Annotated in this window: 15 protein-coding genes; 6 read left to right on the top strand and 9 right to left on the bottom strand. The window is 57.0% G+C overall.

The annotated features are described in order from the left end of the window. Positions 1 to 15: 15 nt before the first annotated feature. Complete coding sequence (moeB, locus tag VEG30_02595) at positions 16 to 1182, top strand: molybdopterin-synthase adenylyltransferase MoeB (GenBank protein HXZ78789.1); 1167 nt, start codon at positions 16 to 18, stop codon at positions 1180 to 1182. 291 nt (positions 1183 to 1473) lie between these two features. Here the strand turns inward: moeB and VEG30_02590 are convergent, their stop codons facing one another. From VEG30_02590 to VEG30_02565, 6 genes are all read right to left on the bottom strand, one after another. Continuing rightward, a complete protein-coding gene (locus tag VEG30_02590; protein HXZ78788.1) occupies positions 1474 to 1839 on the bottom strand; it encodes a hypothetical protein in 366 nt (121 codons plus the stop codon). A 799-nt stretch (positions 1840 to 2638) separates the two neighbouring features. Next, positions 2639 to 3217 carry a hypothetical protein gene (locus tag VEG30_02585; GenBank protein HXZ78787.1) on the bottom strand — a complete coding sequence of 193 codons (579 nt, stop codon included), beginning with the start codon at positions 3215 to 3217 and terminating at the stop codon, positions 2639 to 2641. Between the two features lie 268 nt (positions 3218 to 3485). Beyond that, positions 3486 to 4565, bottom strand: a complete 1080-nt coding sequence (locus VEG30_02580; GenBank protein ID HXZ78786.1) for a hypothetical protein — start codon at positions 4563 to 4565, stop codon at positions 3486 to 3488. Between the two features lie 4 nt (positions 4566 to 4569). Next, entirely contained in the window at positions 4570 to 5193 is a 624-nt protein-coding gene (locus tag VEG30_02575; GenBank protein ID HXZ78785.1) for a sigma-70 family RNA polymerase sigma factor, read from the bottom strand. Between the two features lie 19 nt (positions 5194 to 5212). Beyond that, positions 5213 to 5413 carry a hypothetical protein gene (locus tag VEG30_02570; GenBank protein ID HXZ78784.1) on the bottom strand — a complete coding sequence of 67 codons (201 nt, stop codon included), beginning with the start codon at positions 5411 to 5413 and terminating at the stop codon, positions 5213 to 5215. A gap of 315 nt (positions 5414 to 5728) precedes the next feature. Continuing rightward, positions 5729 to 8356 (bottom strand): PAS domain S-box protein, encoded by a 2628-nt coding sequence (locus VEG30_02565; protein HXZ78783.1) that lies wholly within the window; start codon positions 8354 to 8356, stop codon positions 5729 to 5731. 359 nt (positions 8357 to 8715) lie between these two features. On the opposite strand from VEG30_02565, the gene VEG30_02560 reads away from it, so the two are divergent. Next, on the top strand, positions 8716 to 9126 hold the full coding sequence (locus VEG30_02560) for a hypothetical protein (protein ID HXZ78782.1): 411 nt from the start codon (positions 8716 to 8718) through the stop codon (positions 9124 to 9126). A 23-nt stretch (positions 9127 to 9149) separates the two neighbouring features. Then, on the top strand, positions 9150 to 9626 hold the full coding sequence (locus VEG30_02555) for an OsmC family protein (GenBank protein ID HXZ78781.1): 477 nt from the start codon (positions 9150 to 9152) through the stop codon (positions 9624 to 9626). Between the two features lie 103 nt (positions 9627 to 9729). On the opposite strand, the gene VEG30_02550 is transcribed toward VEG30_02555, so the two are convergent. Together VEG30_02550 and VEG30_02545 are read right to left on the bottom strand one after the other, a co-directional pair. Continuing rightward, entirely contained in the window at positions 9730 to 10134 is a 405-nt protein-coding gene (locus tag VEG30_02550; protein ID HXZ78780.1) for a DUF1801 domain-containing protein, read from the bottom strand. Positions 10135 to 10229: 95 nt separating this feature from the next. After that, entirely contained in the window at positions 10230 to 11207 is a 978-nt protein-coding gene (locus VEG30_02545) for an NADPH:quinone oxidoreductase family protein (protein HXZ78779.1), read from the bottom strand. Positions 11208 to 12003: 796 nt separating this feature from the next. On the opposite strand from VEG30_02545, the gene VEG30_02540 reads away from it, so the two are divergent. The 3 genes from VEG30_02540 (at position 12004) to VEG30_02530 (ending at position 15954) form a co-directional block, all read left to right on the top strand. Next, a complete protein-coding gene (locus VEG30_02540; protein HXZ78778.1) occupies positions 12004 to 13098 on the top strand; it encodes a PIN domain-containing protein in 1095 nt (364 codons plus the stop codon). Positions 13099 to 13224: 126 nt separating this feature from the next. Beyond that, complete coding sequence (locus VEG30_02535) at positions 13225 to 14499, top strand: ABC transporter permease (GenBank protein ID HXZ78777.1); 1275 nt, start codon at positions 13225 to 13227, stop codon at positions 14497 to 14499. 492 nt (positions 14500 to 14991) lie between these two features. Next, positions 14992 to 15954: a hypothetical protein gene (locus tag VEG30_02530; protein ID HXZ78776.1), complete on the top strand. Its 963-nt coding sequence runs from the start codon at positions 14992 to 14994 to the stop codon at positions 15952 to 15954. 223 nt (positions 15955 to 16177) lie between these two features. Here VEG30_02530 and VEG30_02525 read toward each other — a convergent pair whose 3' ends face one another. Next, the gene (locus tag VEG30_02525; protein HXZ78775.1) at positions 16178 to 16801 is read right to left on the bottom strand and encodes a hypothetical protein; all 624 of its coding nucleotides are present in this window, start codon (positions 16799 to 16801) and stop codon (positions 16178 to 16180) included. Positions 16802 to 17270 lie beyond the last annotated feature (469 nt).

Genomic DNA, 17270 nt, shown 5'->3' with positions numbered 1-17270 from the left:
TTAAGGATTTACTCGATGGCGACAACAACTACCACACAACCCGTCACGCTTTCCAACGAGGAAGTGCTTCGCTACTCGCGCCACCTGATCATGCCCGAGGTGGGCATGGAGGGACAGCTCAAGCTGAAGGCCGCCAGGGTCCTTTGCATCGGCACTGGTGGCCTGGGATCACCTCTGGCACTGTACTTAGCTGCGGCTGGTGTGGGAACCATCGGCCTGGTGGATTTCGACGTCGTTGACTTTACTAATCTGCAGCGTCAGATCATTCACAGCACAGCCGACGTCGGCCGCAAGAAACTGGATTCCGCCGCCGACAAGCTGCAGGCCATCAATCCCCATGTCGAGCTCGTTCGCTTCGAGACGCGGCTCACCAGCGCCAACGCGCTCGAAATCTTCCGCGACTTCGACATCATCGTTGATGGCACCGACAACTTCCCCACTCGTTATCTGGTGAATGACGCCTGCGTGTTGACCGGCAAACCCAACGTATATGGTTCCATCTTCCGCTTCGAGGGCCAGGTCAGCATTTTCGGTACAAAAGAAGGCCCGTGCTACCGCTGCCTCTACCCCGAGCCGCCCCCTCCGGGACTGGTGCCATCCTGCGCGGAAGGCGGGGTGCTGGGGATTCTTCCGGGCCTCGTCGGTGTGATGCAGGCCACCGAAGCCATCAAGCTAATTCTGGGTTCGGGCGATCCCCTCATCGGGCGCCTGCTCCTGGTCGATGCGCTGGCCATGAAGTTTCGCGAGCTCAAGCTGCGCAAGAATCCTGACTGCCCGGCTTGCGGAACCCATCCCACGGTTACCGAGCTTATCGACTACAACCAATTCTGCGGTATCCGTGGAGAAGAAAAACCGGTCGAATCCCAAGTGCCTGCCATCTCGGTGGAAGAGCTGAAGCAAAAACTCGACGCCGGTGACGACATCTTCGTGCTTGACGTTCGTGAGCCGCACGAATATCAGATCTGCAATCTCCAGGGCTATCTGATTCCGCTGGGCGATCTGCCAAAGCGCGTCAACGAACTCGACTCCAGCCGCGAAATCGTGGCTCATTGCCGCTCCGGGGTGCGCAGCGCCAAAGCAGTGGACTTCCTCCGTCAGGCCGGCTTCACCAAGGTGAAGAACCTCAGCGGAGGCATCCTCGCTTGGGCCGACAAAGTCGATCCCACCATGCCCAAGTACTGAACGCTCGTTGCCAAAACGGGATTCAAAATCAGCAAGAATCCACAGATATAGAGGACTGCGCGTCCTCTCTATTTCTTTTGCGAGGTACGATGAATTTGCTGCGTTGCGCGGCAGTCGCATGGTCAATGATCAAAGCCGTTCGTCCTTTAACCAACCAACCTGATGGCTGCGGGAGCGAGATAGTCCGAACCAGGAGTAATCCAACATACTTCCGCAGCCATTCAGTAAACAATTTCGGGGAGCCTGTTAGCTCCCCGATGAAATGTGGATCAGATTCGGTCGAATCCTGCCTTACTTTCCCTTGTCCATCGACTCGGTGCCGAAGCGGATCGCCGACTTTTTGCCTGCAAACTGAAATTCCTGGATGGTGCGCGAACCATCGTCATTCACATGTGTGACGATAGCATCGTCCGCCGCCGTGCGCTCCAGGTTCACCATCTCGCCCGTGGCGGTGGCTACCGTGTTCTTGCCCTTAAGAATTTTTACCTCGGTGCTGGTACCGTTAGTTGTGTAATTCAGTTTGTAGTCTCCCGGCTGCAGAGTTGTACCGTTGAGAATGACAGGATTGTTCAGGGTGATGGTTTTGTCAGCGGCCGCCGCACTCAACGCTACTCCCAGAATCAGGACCGCTGTCACTGCCAAGGTTACCGCCTTCATGTTTCCTCCATTGGGTTCTGACACGTACGTTCCGTTGCGCTCTTTCATTCCAATTTGAATGGAAAGCTTTCGCCCCCACCGTGGGATGCACGTGAATCTGTGCTTCCCATGCACTCACATTGGACGAAGGTCACAAGGTGCAGTTAGCAAAAAGCTGCGGCGTAGGTGCTGTCTAACAGCGAGAGAGGGTCCAGTTGTTTGTCTGTGGGTATGAGTCGGGAATAGCAGGCAGTAATCAGCATTCAAAAGCTATCTTCTAAATCCGTTTTGCAAAAGCGCGGCTTTCAGTTGAAATGCGAAATTGCCAGATCGGTCAAGTCGTAATCGCTATTCCTGTTCCCGTCGACCGCCGGTAAGACCGCGACACGTCCCATGAGCTGGGAAGCTGATCCACCGGGGACCGATCACTTGAGCCTCCTGGTAGGCGGGGTCGACCACGCCTGGGGAACTAAACTCAATAACCTTCCCACGGTCCAGCTGCGGAACCCACTTGATCGGCTTTCGAAAATTTTTCGGAATGTAAAACTCGATTATCTTCGCCATGACCATCTCCTTAATTTTAGGACCCTGTGTGCACTTCGCCTTCAAGTTCTCATCTCTCTACCAGGTCCATCCACACTGACAACGCACTGAATCGCACAATCGCAGCTTTCTCAAGAGAGCTCCACAAACCGCGCATGATCTCATCCACATATCCTTCTCCGTTCCTTCAATCCGCGTCTTTCCAGATCTTCTGTTGAGATCGCCAGCTATACGCAAGGTGGGATGTGCTATCCATCCCACCTCACGGTCAGGCTTTCTAGTAGTCCTTGTCGTTGTCTTCCGCGAGCTTCTGGATGCCGGCCGCAAACCAGACTCCCTGCCCCGGCGTAGCTCCGCTCCGAATCAGCAGTACCGGAGAGTCGCACTGTGTCGGCGGAACTGGCGACAAGAAGGTGTCGATTCGGAAGTCGCCGTCGGCGTCCAGCGCCACTCCGGCTTCATCAAAAGCCGTTGCTGTGGCGGCAGGTCCGCAGAAGAGAGTGGCGTGAACGCTCGCTCCCGCGTTGGTGCCGATGCCATTGCCGTTCGCTAGCAGCAGACCGCGTCCCACAACCTTGATGTGTCCATCGGATTTGATCGTGGCAGTGAGGTCCGCGATACGCCACGGCGCGGCCGGGCTCACGTTCCGCACCACGTTGAGTTTGAGGGTTAGGTCGGGGTTTTGACCGACAACATTGATGACCCCGATGCCGCCTTTGAACCTGAGTGCGTCGTCCCGGTCTTGTGCGGCGACGACGCCGGTAATCGTCAGAGCTAACAGCGCGACCAGCAGCCCGCGGCCCAGGTTACCGGCCACTCCACCAGTCCAGACTTTGTCCATGCAAAATTTCTTCACTTCGTTCTCCTTGTGTTTTGAATGTTCGTATGAATCTGCCTGATACTTGTTCGGTCCTATCTGACAGAACGAGAGCTGCGGCGAATTTGCTTTTCGGGGGAAGATTCGTCTTCGGCACAGAAGACAGCCGGAGAAAATCGCGATCCGCTCTCAGAATGACGGGACTCGGAAATTGATCGTGAGCTGGACTTCCTCGCCGGCATGCGGATCTTCGGCGAAGACGCGAACGATGGGTTGGCGGATCGGGTGATCTAGACTGAGCCGCTGCTTATTGCAGTATGGGTTCGACACGTAAAGGAGCCGGCGTTTGACTCAGGTCGCGATCCCTCATCGCGGAATGGCAAACCATGCAGGATCGCTGCATGCCATCACCTTCCTGGGATACCAGAGCGTAAGTCTGTCCGTGCAACGACCAGGTAACCACTCGGTAGCCCTCGTCCCAGCGGTAGTGGAAGCTCACCTTCTTAAAATCGACTTCCACTCCACCTGAAGCTACGGCCGCCGAATCGGGCGTCACTACCAGGCTGGCGGGACCCGCTCCCCCCAGATACGAGACAAAGACAGCCGGCTTGCCGCCGGCCTGCACTAGCCGCGCGCCCTCGAGACGATAAGGGAAATCCTCGCCGGAGGCTGCCGGAGACGCCGGCAGAGTTAGGGAAAACGGCAACTTCGCCCTAAACCACTCGTTGAGCCTCTGCTGCGAGTCCGTGCGATATTCAAGCCCGAGGTTTGCCTGCGCATGCTGCCTGTGCATGCTGACGGCGAACTCGGCAAATTTTGTCCCCGAGAGTGGGGCCGATGATCTGGAGGACCATCTCACAGTCGCTGCCACAATCACTATCAATGCCACCGCCGGAACCAACCACCTCAAGGATAGAAAACGTGGGAGCGAGAACCGCGCGGCTCGAGGTACCGGAACAGGCCGCGAAGACGTCTTCAATGCGGCCAGCTGTTTTTCTTCCTGAAGAGTCGGATCGGCATCCACTGACATGGCTGCCCGAAGCAGGGGTCCGCAGTGGTCACAGAGTGCCGCATGCGCGATCAACTGCTTTGCCTGGAACTCCGGCAACAGTCCGGCGGCCACTTTATGCCACTCGACATCTTCACCTTTAGGACAATCCGGTCCCGGCGACGTGGCTTCCGAGATCACCACATTCGAGAAGCGATTCACCAGCTGTCGGTATCTCGCCACCTTCCTCTTGCAATCGCCGCACAATTCCACGTGGCGCGCGGCCTCGCGAACGGCCTCCGAAGAAAGCTCCTGCGGCACTTGCCAGCTATCGGAGGACCAGGGCACGAGCGCCTTGAGCTCTTGACCGTCAATGTGCCTGTCGAATGGCCGTCGCATGCTCTTAATCCCCATACAAACCAATTACGAGTTCCTCAGGCAATTTACTTTTGGCGTTATCCTCGTCATCGTTGCCATCGGCAGGGATTCCAATGATCTGTTCACGAATGCATTGCTTCAGCCGTTCGATCACACTACCGACTCCCTTGGCGCTGAGTCCGATGGTTGGCAGAGAAGCGATTTCCCTTGTGCTCATCCCCTGCCGGAAATAGAGCCAGAAAATTGTGCGGTCGCGCTCCTGGTCGGGTCCGGTTAAGTTGCCCTTCAGGTACTCATCGATCTCATTCACAAAGACCCCGAAAGCGATTTTCTCTTGGCTGCCATGAACCTCTTGTCCCGCTTCCGGGTCCACATCGCTAGTGGACACATGTGCTTTGTCGCCCCCGTATGATTGACTCTGGCAATGCTTGAAATAGTCGTGCGTGGCATTCGCGGCAATCTTCTTCACGTATCCCAAAATGGCTTCGGGATGTTGCCTGGCAAAATCGCGCAACCGTCGGCAGCCGTCTTCCCAGAGTTTGAGATAGGTTCCTTGAACCAGGTCCTCCACTATCGATCGCGATGAGCTGCCCCATAAGTAAGCGGTCCGCATGACGGTGAAACTGATCGACTTTCCGATCCGCGACACGAACTCCTCCCACGCCTCTTCATCCGCAGTCCCAGCGCACAGACACACCACGTCTTGCAGAGACAAAGACGAATATCGCGTCGGTCTGGGCGTTCTTGACATCGTTGTTTCCGGTCAGAGCGTGCTCGGCCAAGGCCACATTGGTAGCCAGCCTCAAGTCGCACTTCTGCGCACCTATCGGATGATCGCGAGTGCTCTTTGCTTGTAAAAGCTTTGTCACTATCACGCCCTCAATCGAAACATCGTCAAAAATTAACCCCCGCCGTCCACACCACGTCCACGCTGCATCTTGGGCGCCTGATCGTTCTTCCTGAAATCCCGTGCTGCAGCGGCCCCGAATGCCAACCAACGCGCTTCCTTCGAAGCGAAGCAGTGTGCGCACACCTTACCCATGCCGCGCGCGCCGATCCGCGAACCAATCTCGTAGCAGCCAGGTGCTCTGCGGAAAGTCGCTTATATGGGAATGGGTTCCAGGCAATCCGGAACTAATCACGATTGCCGGACCGGATAAGTACCGCATGGCAGGTGATGAGCTTTATGCAGGAATCTTGAGCGGTGAATCAGAGTCAGGGCGAGCAGATTCGCTGTGCAGAATCGAGTGCACTTTTTTGAGCAGGGAACGATTGCTAAAGGGCTTCTCGATCAACTCCGTCGGCTGCCGAACCCCACCGTGTCTGGCAATCAACTCTGGTGCGTAGCCAGACATGAACAGCGTTTTTAACCCCGGTCTCAGTTCGTGCATGCACGCGGAAAGTTCGCCGCCGCTCGTTACCGGCATGATCATGTCGGCAAGAAGCAGATCGATCGGCAAATTGTAATCTTGGCCAAACCTGATCGCGACCTCTCTGTTTTCCGCCTCCAAGACACGATAGCCGGCACCGGAAAGAATCGCCACGATGAGCTTTCGAAGAGACTCGTCATCTTCTACAACCAGTATGTTTTCTCCGTTTCCGGTGACCTCGGAGTTGTCCGGAACATTGTGCAAACGCGCGACATTTTCTGCTAGCTGCGAGGTCCGTCGAAAAAGGATCTTGAAGGTGGTTCCTTTGCCTGGTTCACTGTGTACGTATATCTGTCCTTCCGTTTGCTTGACGATGCCGTACACCGTCGAAAGCCCCAGTCCTGTACCCTTTCCAGGCTCCTTGGTGGTGTAGAAAGGCTCAAAAATGTGGGCCATGGTCTCTCGGTCCATCCCACAACCGGTGTCGCTGAATAACAGCGTCACGTAACGCCCCGGCTCTGGGGCCGTGGTATCGTGCGAATAACTGCCATCCAGTTCCGAATGGGCGGTCTCCATGAATATCGAGCCGCCTTTTGGCATGGCGTCACGAGCGTTTACGGCCAGATTCATGAGAATCTGTTCAATCTGAACCTCGTCCGCCCATACCACGTCAAGAGGTTCGGTCGGCTTGAACGCAATGGATATATCCTCTCCGACGATTCGCCTCAGCATCTGATTCGCGTCGTTCACGACCGTGTTTAGATCCAGCGGCCTGGGGAAAAGAACTTGTTGTCGGCTGAAGGCCAACAATTGTTGCGTGAGAGCGGCGGATCGGCCAGCTGCTTTCTTTATGTAATCCAGGTTGCTCGCCAGCCGTTCATTCGTTGCGAACTGCTGGAGTGAAAGATCGGTGTAACCCATGATCACCGAGAGCATATTGTTGAAATCATGCGCTACCCCTCCGGCGAGCCGCCCCACCGCTTCCATCTTCTGTGCCTGCAGAAGCTGCGCCTCGAGCTGCAGAGCATCCGTCACATCATCAGTGATGGCGAGTACACAGACCTCTTTGTCCAGCTCAATCCGTTCTGCCGATACATCTCCTTCTCGGATTTGTCCATTTGCCGTCCGGAATTTGACCCGCAGACGTGAGACTCGCACACCACCCTCCTCCAGTTGCCGGATCATCGCGTTTCGCAGGTCGGGCTCCACCCAAAAACCGAGATCGGTCGTGGTACGGCCTATGACGTCGATCCGCTTGTGCCCCGTCATTTCTAGGAACGCATCATTCACATCTAAATAGCGCCCATCCAGGAGAGTGGTGATGGTGATTGCAACCGGGCTTGACCGGAATGCTTTACTGAACCTTTCTTCGGACTTGCGCAATGCCTCTTCTGCCAGCAGCCGCTCGGTGACGTCGTGTCTTGCAGACACAAAGCCCGTAATTCTTCCCTCGTCGAAAATCGGCGAGATGGTTCCCTCCGCCTCATATAAGGAGCCATCTTTCCTTCGATTGGTGAGGCTCCCAGCCCAAGCCCCACCATTTAAGATCGTGTTCCACAGGACCCGATAGAACTCGGCATCGTGCTTTCCAGATTTCAGGAACCCCAGGTTTCGCCCAATGACTTCGCTTCGCGAATACCCCGTGCAACGCTCAAAAGAAGGATTGCAGTACTGCAGGGTCCCCTCGATGTCCGTAATCACAATCTCCTCGGCCGTCTGCTCGATTGCAGCGTCCAGGCTGGCGCGCTCCTGTTCAGCCCGTCTTCGGTCTGCGGATCCACGGATCTTCTCGCGCTCAGCGGCTACGCTTGCGGTCCAGAATTCCCGCCAGTTGCCTCGGGCTTGCGCCAGCAAGAACCCCAGGTAGATTGCCGTCACAAAGGCAAATCCCGCATACCGGGTATCTCGGCCCAAGGCAAAAGCAGAGATGATCGTAGGGCTGATCAATACCGTCAAACAGCAGGAAGCCAAGCGGATGCTTGGGGCCAGAGATGAAGTAGTACCACCGGCTAAAGCAGCGGTAGTCAGCAAGAGAAACGTGGCCGGCCATTGTCCCCTGTAAAGATGGAGGGTCCAGCCGCAGAATGCTCCCCAAAGCACAAAGGTGGTCCATACAGCGCAGAAAAAGACCAGCCTCGTACCGTCTCGACCATCGGCCGAAGGCCTCAACAAGCGCCACGCAGCGATCATCCGAACCGCACCGGCCAGAAAAGTGAAACTGCCAACCAGCACCAGAAGGACGGGATGTTCGGCGTAATAGGGTGTGGATATCGCCAGTACGATCACTACCACGAAGTACACTAAGGCCCCGGACATTGACCGTTTCGCCAGTTCCCGGTCGATTCGGGCCGCTAGCGCAGTGCGGACTTCCGGCTCCAGATTCGACCAGGCCCACCAGTCCGCTGGATTCCTTCTGAACCCGAAATTGAAGATCTTGGACATCGACAGATGTCGGCTGACGGGGAGGGCCCTGCAATGTCAGCTTAACCGGAATCAGCCACCGGATCTATTCCCGGGACTCTCTGAGCTGCCCTGCGCGAGACCTCGCGCTTTTCGGCTGACAAGACTCATGGCCTCGAAAATGCCCATCAGCCCTCAGATCAAATGCTAGCAACCTTCCTGCGTGGGAACACAAATTCCTTATATTGTTCCAAAAACCGAACAAGTCCGCGACAAGCGCACTGATACTTCAACGTATGTTTGAACATAGATAAGCTCATGAACGCTATCTTGAGCGTTGCGCGGAGACCGCTGCGGAGGCAGAGGTTAGATTCCATGCATTCAAACGGAAAGGGGATGAGATGAAGGACCTGACGATTACACTCGAAAATCGCCCCGGCGCTTTAGCCGCGATGGGAGACGCCTTGGGGAATGCGGGGGTTAGCATCGAAGGTGGAGGCGCCTGCATCGTCAACGGCCAAGGCGTAGCGCACTTCCTGGTGAAGGATGCGGCCAAGGCACGCCAGGCCCTGACAACAGCGGGCATTCCGGTTCTTGATGTGCGCGATGTGCTTGTCCAGAGGTTGAACCAGGCTGAACCCGGTCAACTGGGTAAAATTTCGCGCAAGATGGCCGACGCTGGCGTCAACATCGAGGTCCTGTATAGCGACCACGATCACCAGTTAATCCTGGTTGTCGATGACATTGCCAAGGCACGCACGGTATCGGAGGCGTGGACACGAGAAGCGGCCGGCGTGCCGCTTCATCCGTGAATCGCCGTTAGTCGGGAGCTGGCATGAAGCAGCACAGATATGAACTTCGAGTGAACTGGACTGGCAATGATGGCCAAGGTACCCGAAGCTACCGGGCTTATCGCCGCGATCACACCCTGTCCGCAGCCGGCAAGCCGGAGATCCCTGGGTCGAGTGACCCGAACTTTCGCGGCGACCGATCTCGCTACAATCCCGAAGAACTGCTGGTCGCCAGTCTATCCGCTTGCCACATGCTTTGGTATTTGCATCTGTGTTCTGTCAACAACGTGAGCGTTCTGGAATATCACGATGCAGCTACAGGCATCATGAATGAACAGGACGACGGCTCAGGAGAGTTCGTGCGAGTATGCTTGCAGCCCACCGTCCTGATACGCACGGGGGACGATCTGGACAAAGCGCAGAAACTTCATGCTGAGGCCCATCGTCTCTGTTTCATTGCCAGATCTGTGAAGTTTCCGGTGGACATCGCTCCCCAAGTCCGGGAAACAGTTTCCCCATAGTCGGGGGTCTGGGAGAAATCTGCAGCGTCCGCTTTGCCCGTTCAGGAACTTGGAAAAACTGTCGGCTGGGAGCTTCATCGTCTGAAATCAACGCCGTCGGTGACTAGCCGTTTTCGACGCGATCCTTTACATCTGAGTACGCAGCCTCGATAAGCCGGCTTAACGCTGCGGCGTTTGTGGCTGTTCCCGGTCTCAGCTTCACATGACGCATGAACTTGCCGGCGCCTTGCAACAAGCGGGCCGGATCCGGCAGCGCTGCGCCGTGAAAGAACCCCACGTTTACGTGCGCAGTGAATACATTGACGTAGCCGAACGGTGCATCTCCCAAACATGCAACCGGGCAACCGTCATGTAAAAGCTCCCGGACTTCGTCCCCGCACTTTCGCATCACCTCAAACCACTGCTGCGCGATGGCTCCCAATTCACCGGCATGCTCTTTCATCCACGCATCGATGGCGGGATCCCGCTCGACTGCGCCGTTGAATCGCAGCCCTTCCGTTCTCATCATGCCTACACTCTTCGGCTTTCGTAAACGGGCGTCACTTGGCAGTCTTATTTTCCCGAAGCAACCGCTTCGCCGCGACTTTGGAATCAGCGGCTGCTTCACACCTTCAGCACAATCTTCCCGTAGTTTTTTCGCTCCAGCATCAGGCGGAATGCATCTCCGGCTTTCTCCAGCGGCAGTACGTGTCCCACCTGCGGCTTCAGATGGCCGTGCTCAATCCATTGCGACAATTCTGTCCACGCATCGCCCATGATGTCGAAATGCGTCGACAACGGGCCAAGCCACAGACCGTGAACGGACGTATTTTTCGCGTAAAGCGAGCGGGTATCGAACTGATGTGCGGCTCCGGTGGCGGTTCCGTATGCGATCAAACGCCCGCGAAAAGCGAGGCAGCGCATGCTCTTGGCGGTGTGCTCCCCACCCAGCATCTCGAAGACCGCATCGACTCCCTTGCCGTTCGTCATTTCGCGGATCGCCTTCTCGTAATCCAACTGCCGGTAGTTGATGCCGTGATCCAGGCCGAGAGCTTTCGCCTTGGCTAGCTTTTCATCCGAGGACGAGGTCCCATACATCTCCACCCCGAGAATTTTGCCAATCTCAATGGCCGCGGTTCCAACTCCTCCAGCAACCGCGTGAATCAGCACGCCCGGGCGTTGCGTTTGCGACTGCGAACGATCCTCGCCGGACTTCGGCAGCAATCCCGCCCACGCATAGGCGAAGTAAGCGGTGAAGTAGTTCACGGGAAAAGCTGCCGATTCCACGGAACTCCATCCCTCGGGCTGCCGCCATGTGAACTCGCGACGCACAGCGATGCGCTCGGCGAAAGCACTGCCTTGTGTGTACCCCATGACGCGCTCCCCCGTCGCCAGAATCGTTCCCGCGAATTCGCGCCCCGCGATAAACGGTGGTGAGGGGCCGCCATGGTAAGTTCCCATGACCATTAGAACGTCCGCGAAATTCACTCCTGCGGCTTCGACATTCACCAGCACTTCATTCTCTTTTGGCCCCGGGCCGGGCACATTACGAACTTCCAGGACCTCCGGGCCACCTATACGTGTCGCTACCATCGCTCGCATTGGCTCAGCTCAAACCCGGGGATTGTAACAAGAAGATCTAAAGAGCCCTAAGACAGTGCGCTTGCTGAGAATCACAAAGGAACGGACTCCCCGCCCGTTCAGGCCGCGATTGCAAAATTTCCTTTGGAAATGGTTCCTGCTGATTGCTGGATTGCTGACTGCCGGTCTAACTGATTTCTGACTCCTGAGTGCTAATAGAAAACCGGCGCCAGTTCTCCCCCGAGACGTGCGCCGGTTTCTTAGGTTCCTTTCCCGGATCGACTGATCCCTGCTGTAGGCCGGGAGTCGGTTCCTAGACTACATTTCAGTTGCTTAGCCTGGTAGCTCGTTGATGAGTACGCGGGCCGGACCCAAGTTCGGATGTCCCTTCCGCCCCCGCGCAGGTGGGGCCCGTTTGTGTCCCTGGAATCAAAATGCTCGACCCTTGGCTTAGCGTCAATTGGAATTAGGGTTCTCCCTATTGCCATTTCAGATAACCTGCGCTATCCGGCGATCCGGACACACAGGGCATACCCTCATCGACGTCTCTGCTACAGCTGGGGAGTAGGTGGCCGATACCGCTGTCTGCACCACAAGTTAATGCCAACAGTTGCGGCAGGGCTGCGAGCCACCAGCTTGCGATACACCGGCGGCTAGTCCTTTTTTGCACGTGCCAACCACCCCACCCGGTGATATAAATGCCAGCATTAATAATTTGGTTATCCCCGTTAGTAGGGGCGGCGGAGCGATCCCCGTTTAGAGGGTCGGGTGCGCTCCGCAACCGGTTGCAATCCACCGCAGCCGGGGGGAGGACCCTTTGGACTTATTCATAGTTCGTGCCATCTTCGTCATCGTCCTGGCCGTTGCCTGCTTCCTGCTGCACCCGTTCGGGCTGTCGCCGGTTACCGACTTTGTGGTGGGCCTGGTCATGGGCGTGGTCGTCATCCTGTTCGAGACTCGCCTCCGGCTCGTCAGTCTGAAGCGGCTGATTGGGGCAGCCATCGGCAGCATCCTGGGTATCATCGGCGCCTACCTGTTCAGCCTGGTCATCCGCAACAGCATCCCTCCTGGAACTACCCAGAGCTTCCTGATGCTGGGAGTGATGTTGTTCATGGCTTATGTGGGCTTGATCGTCGGGGCCAACAAGGGTGACCTGCTGAACCTGTCGGCTCTAGGCGGAATCTTTGGCGGCGAAAAGCAGGCGAAGCGTGCGCAGAAGATTCTCGACACCAGCGTGATTATCGATGGCCGCATCGCCGACATCGCCGAGACCGGCTTTCTCGACGGCGTCCTGGTGATCCCGCAGTTCGTTCTCCGCGAGTTGCAACTCGTAGCCGATTCCGCCGATCCTCTCAAGCGCAACCGTGGCCGCAGGGGATTGGATATCTTGCAGCGCATTCAGAAGATCGCTTCGCTTCAGGTGCAGATCGTGGAAGACGACTTCCCCTCCATCCGCGAAGTGGACATGAAGCTCATCGAGCTGGCCAAAGAGTTCGAAGCCAAGATCATTACCAATGATTTCAACCTTAATAAGGTCGCCCAGCTGCAGGGCGTTGAAGTGTTGAACATCAACGAACTGGCGAACGCGCTCAAACCCATCGTGCTGCCCGGCGAGGCCATGCGGGTTTTCATCCTGAAGGAAGGCAAGGAATATAACCAGGGAGTCGCCTACCTCGACGATGGCACCATGGTCGTGGTGGACAATGCTCGCAAGATGATCGGCAAGACCATCGACATTGCCGTCACCTCGGTCCTGCAAACCACCGCCGGCAAGATGATCTTCGGCAAGTTCGATGAGCGCGGCCCCGTGCAGCAACCGGTCAGACCTGCCGAGTCCGCCAAGAAGCCTGTAATTCAGACTTCGACCACCCCGGCCGCACCCGCAGTTGCCGGCGAACGCCCGCCGGAGTAGCGACAGCTTTGCCAGCCTCAAAAGGTGCACCCACAGCCCCGCCGGAGTAGCGGCAGCTTTGCCAGCGTCAAATCGTGCCACTGCAGCTTCCCGGCGATTACAATTGAACCGGACGCAGGCAGTCCGATGGCTACCACCACCGCTCCCAGTCACGTCACCACCCCACCGGCAATACGGCCACCCGTCAAGCCCAATCTCGTCTTCGAAGAGATCATGCGGTTTGCGTACGACACCTTCTGCACCAATAAGATTCGTTTTGTGCTGACCGCGCTGGGCATGGTGATCGGCACCGCTTCTCTGATCCTGGTTGTAACCATTGGCTTGACCGGAAAGCAGTACATCCTGGGACAGATTCAGGGCATCGGCGCCAACATGATTGTGGTGGATTATTCCGGTGCCAGCAGCGCATCCACCTCCACCGCTCCCCAGGACCTGCTCACCATGAATGACCTGCGGGCAGTGCGCGAGCAAGTGCCCGGTGTGCGCGCGGCTTCTCCCATGGTCGAGATCCACGATCGCATTCCCATCGCCGGGGGCAAGGAACGCGACGTCCTGATCCTGGGCGTTTCGGTTGAGTACGCAGAAGTGCGCAATCTGGTGATCCTCTCCGGGCGATTTTTCGACGAAGACGACACCGCGGCGCGCAACAAAGTCGCCGTCATCACCTACAAGCTGGCCAATAAACTCTATGGCAGCCCTCAGGCCGCCATCGGACACACGGTCAAGCTCAGCGGTCTGCCCTTCACCATCATTGGCGCCATTCGCGAACGGGTCGAGACCTTCGGCCAGTCTGAGATTGCCGACGACACATTTCTCATCCCCTACACTGTCGCCCGCTATTACACCGGTGATGACTATGCCAAGCAGCTGTTCTTTTCCATGGCTGATTCCTCCGATGTGCCCCGCGCCACCGAGCAGATTCGCCGCGTCGTGCAGTCGCGCCATCGCCCCGAGTCGGTCTACCGGGCGGAGAACCTGACCCAACTTCTGGACGTCGCCGGAAAAACCGCAAACGCGCTGACTGCGGTATTGCTGCTGATCTCGCTGGTCACGCTGATCGTCAGCGGCGTGGGGATCATGAACATCATGCTGGCCACGGTGAGCTCCCGCATTCGAGAGATCGGAGTCCGAAAAGCCGTGGGCGCCACCAATCGCGAGATCAAATATCAGTTCCTGGCGGAGGCGATGTTCATCTCGCTCTCCGGAGGCATGATTGGAATTCTGATCGGCCTCGCCCTGCCCTTTTCAGTTCGCTTCCTGACCAACTTCCGCATCCCAATTTCGGGTTTGTCGGCGATCATCGCAATCCTGGTGTCGACTGTGGTCGGCGTCCTGTTCGGAACCGTGCCCGCAACCCGCGCCGCGCAACTTGACCCGGTCGAGAGCCTGAGGTGGGAGTAGGGGTTGGGCCGCGACGGCTATTCTAGCCTCAACTTCTCTTTGAGCCCTGCCGGGGTGATGGGCCCACTCAAGCCCTCTTTTGGCATGAGTGGGGCAGTTCCATTGCTAAGCAGAGGTCTGCACGCCGCCCGTTCACGCTTTCTTGCCGTCTATTCAGACTCGAATACAACTCATCCTTCATAGGACGGTTGGCCCACCCTTTCCTCCACCCCCGAAACTGTGGGTGCCCCACCCTGAGCGCAGTGAAGGGTGGGATGGAATCACGCTCTCATGCCGTGAGCATTTGAAGCGGTATCCGCCCGCTGCCCCATGTTCGCGCTGTGGCCACTCGTCTGGGCAGGACGGTGGCCGAATGGCGTTGGTTTCATCGCGGCATTCAGCGTGCACAGCTGGCGTCTCGCCCGCGAAGTCTTGTGCACTCGTCACAGCCGGGTTGTTTCCCTTGGGTGGCAGCCTTAGAATTCCCTGCTCGAATCAGGCGGGGAGCGACGCTTGCCAATCCTCCTGTGCTGTTTCCAACCGTTCGCTGTTTCCGTACTTGCCGTGGCTTCCATGCCGTTTGGCATTCCGGCAACGGTATTCTGGATCTACGTTTGTGCGTCGCTGGTTCTCATCATCGGCCTCGCCAGAATTTCCAGGGAACTGCCGCAGGAACATGGCATCGACAAAATCATGCCGTTTGGCCGGTTGTTTTTTGCGATTCCGCTGGCTGTTTTTGGGTCCGAGCATTTCACCTCCACCGCGGCCATTGCTACCCTCGTTCCACGCTGGATTCCTTGGCATACGTTTTGGGTCTATCTGGTGGGCGCCGCTTTTCTTTGCGCGGCCCTCAGCCTCTCAGTTCTCGTCCGCGCACGGCTGGCAGCGGCTCTGGTAGGAATCACGCTGCTAATCTTCGTATTCGTAATGGACATCCCAGCCGTCGTTGCACACCCACGCAATAGATTTTTTTGGGCCCTGGCGCTCAGACAACTTGCCTTCAGTGGCGGCGCTTTCGCTTTCGCGATATCGGCGTGGCGCACTCGGCGGAAACAGGCGCCGCCCGCTCAGCCCTTCCCGGCATGGGCTGCCTTTCCGCGATTCTTCATAGGGATTCCGGCCCTTTTCTATGGAGTGCAGCATCTGCTGCATCCGGCATTCGTGCCCGGAGTTCCGCTGCAGAAGCTCACTCCCGACTGGATTCCCGGTCGAATCCTCCTGAGTTATTTTGTTGGCCTGATTCTGATTCTCGCAGGCGTCTGCTTGGTCGTGAATAAGAAAGCGCGCCTGGCAGCCACCTCTCTCGGGCTGACGATTCTGTTGACGATGTTCTGGGTTTACCTGCCGATGCTCCTCCGAGCGCCCAAAGACGTGGTTGCGCTGAACTATTTCTTCGACACCCTGCTCTTCTGCGGAGCCATCCTGCTGTTGGCGAACGCGTTGGCGCCATATTTGCCCGTAGAATCTGTGGGATGAAAACGTCGAAGGGGGAGCTCGCATGCATGCAGCCGTCCTGCACACGATTGGAGGCGTGCCTCGTTACGAAGAATTCCCAGAGCCGGTCATTGCTGACAAAGACGGTGAACTGCTTGTACATGTTCAGGCCGCATCGCTGAAGCCTGACCTGGATTTGCAGGACCAGGCAAAAGAAAAAAGCCGCCCTTGGGGGCGGCGTTGTTCTCAATTCGTTCTATCGGAATTACGCCGGTTCAAGCGATGCGCCACAAGTGCACCGGCCCTTGCCGCTGCCCAGGAATAGCACAAAGGAGCAGGCCTGACCCAGAAATGACAGTTCGTCCTGCTGCAGGGGCGCATTCAGGAACTCATCCTCAGTGGTCACCAGCGCCTCGACGCTCGGGGCCTGCAAGTGAGTCCCCCACGCGCGAATATCCGGCGTCGGCACCGGACTGGTAGCATCGCAGTTGGACCGGTTGTCGGAGATGATCTTAATCACCCCATTTGCTGGAGGCGGGAATCCGGTAAGCGGGTTGTGGGTTAAATCATTGTTCACGGAAAGAGTAAGCAATCCGTTGGCCGTAATCAGACACTCACAGCACTCTTCCATTTCCTGATCGTCGTTGAACACGTAGATGTCGGCGCAGACTGCGCCGTGACCGGCAGCGATCGGGCTTCCTTGCTCTCCCGGATTGATGATGCGGACAGTCTGATCCAGAATCACAGCGTCAGCCCGGACGACGGTCGTGGTGGGACGGTTGGAGTAGTAGTTGACCCAGTACACGTCACTGATGCCTTGCGCCCAGATCAAGGACGTACCGGCAAGCAGTGTAATGACCAGGAGGACGGCGAACATGGCCTTGGGCATAAGACCTCCTTATGCTTTCCAAACCATGCGTACGGTGGAAAGACTGATTAGCCGCGCAACCTACACTGAAGTGAGTAGCGCGGCAATTCCCCGGAGGATGTAGCCGCAACGACTACTCCTGGCAAGGTGTGTTTCTCTGAATGGGGAGACTGCGAGCGTTTTGGCCTGACTTGGATTTGCAGGACCTGGCGAAAGAAAAAAGCCGGATCGTTCCAGCCAAAATCTGAGGGAATGCAGTACAGATTGGAGCGCTCTGGATCCTGTACGACCAGGTCAAGGGATTCTCTTCGATCATGAAGATATTTGACCGCGACCTGAACACTGGGCATCGTCCACTTCCCAAGCACCACCTTCCCAGTGGGCTGACATCTGATCGGTGAATGGAGTCTGCACGCCATAGCGGCCGGTTTCATCGTAGGAGGCCGGAACCGCAATGACCTCGTCCGGGCCGGAATTTGTCAGCATCGAT

The sequence above is a fragment of the Terriglobales bacterium genome, assembly GCA_035624455.1.
In the GTDB taxonomy this organism is placed as follows: Bacteria; Acidobacteriota; Terriglobia; order Terriglobales; family Acidobacteriaceae; genus DASPRM01.
The sequence above is the reverse complement of the archived record's forward strand: the minus strand, read 5'-3'. Positions and strand labels throughout refer to the sequence as shown.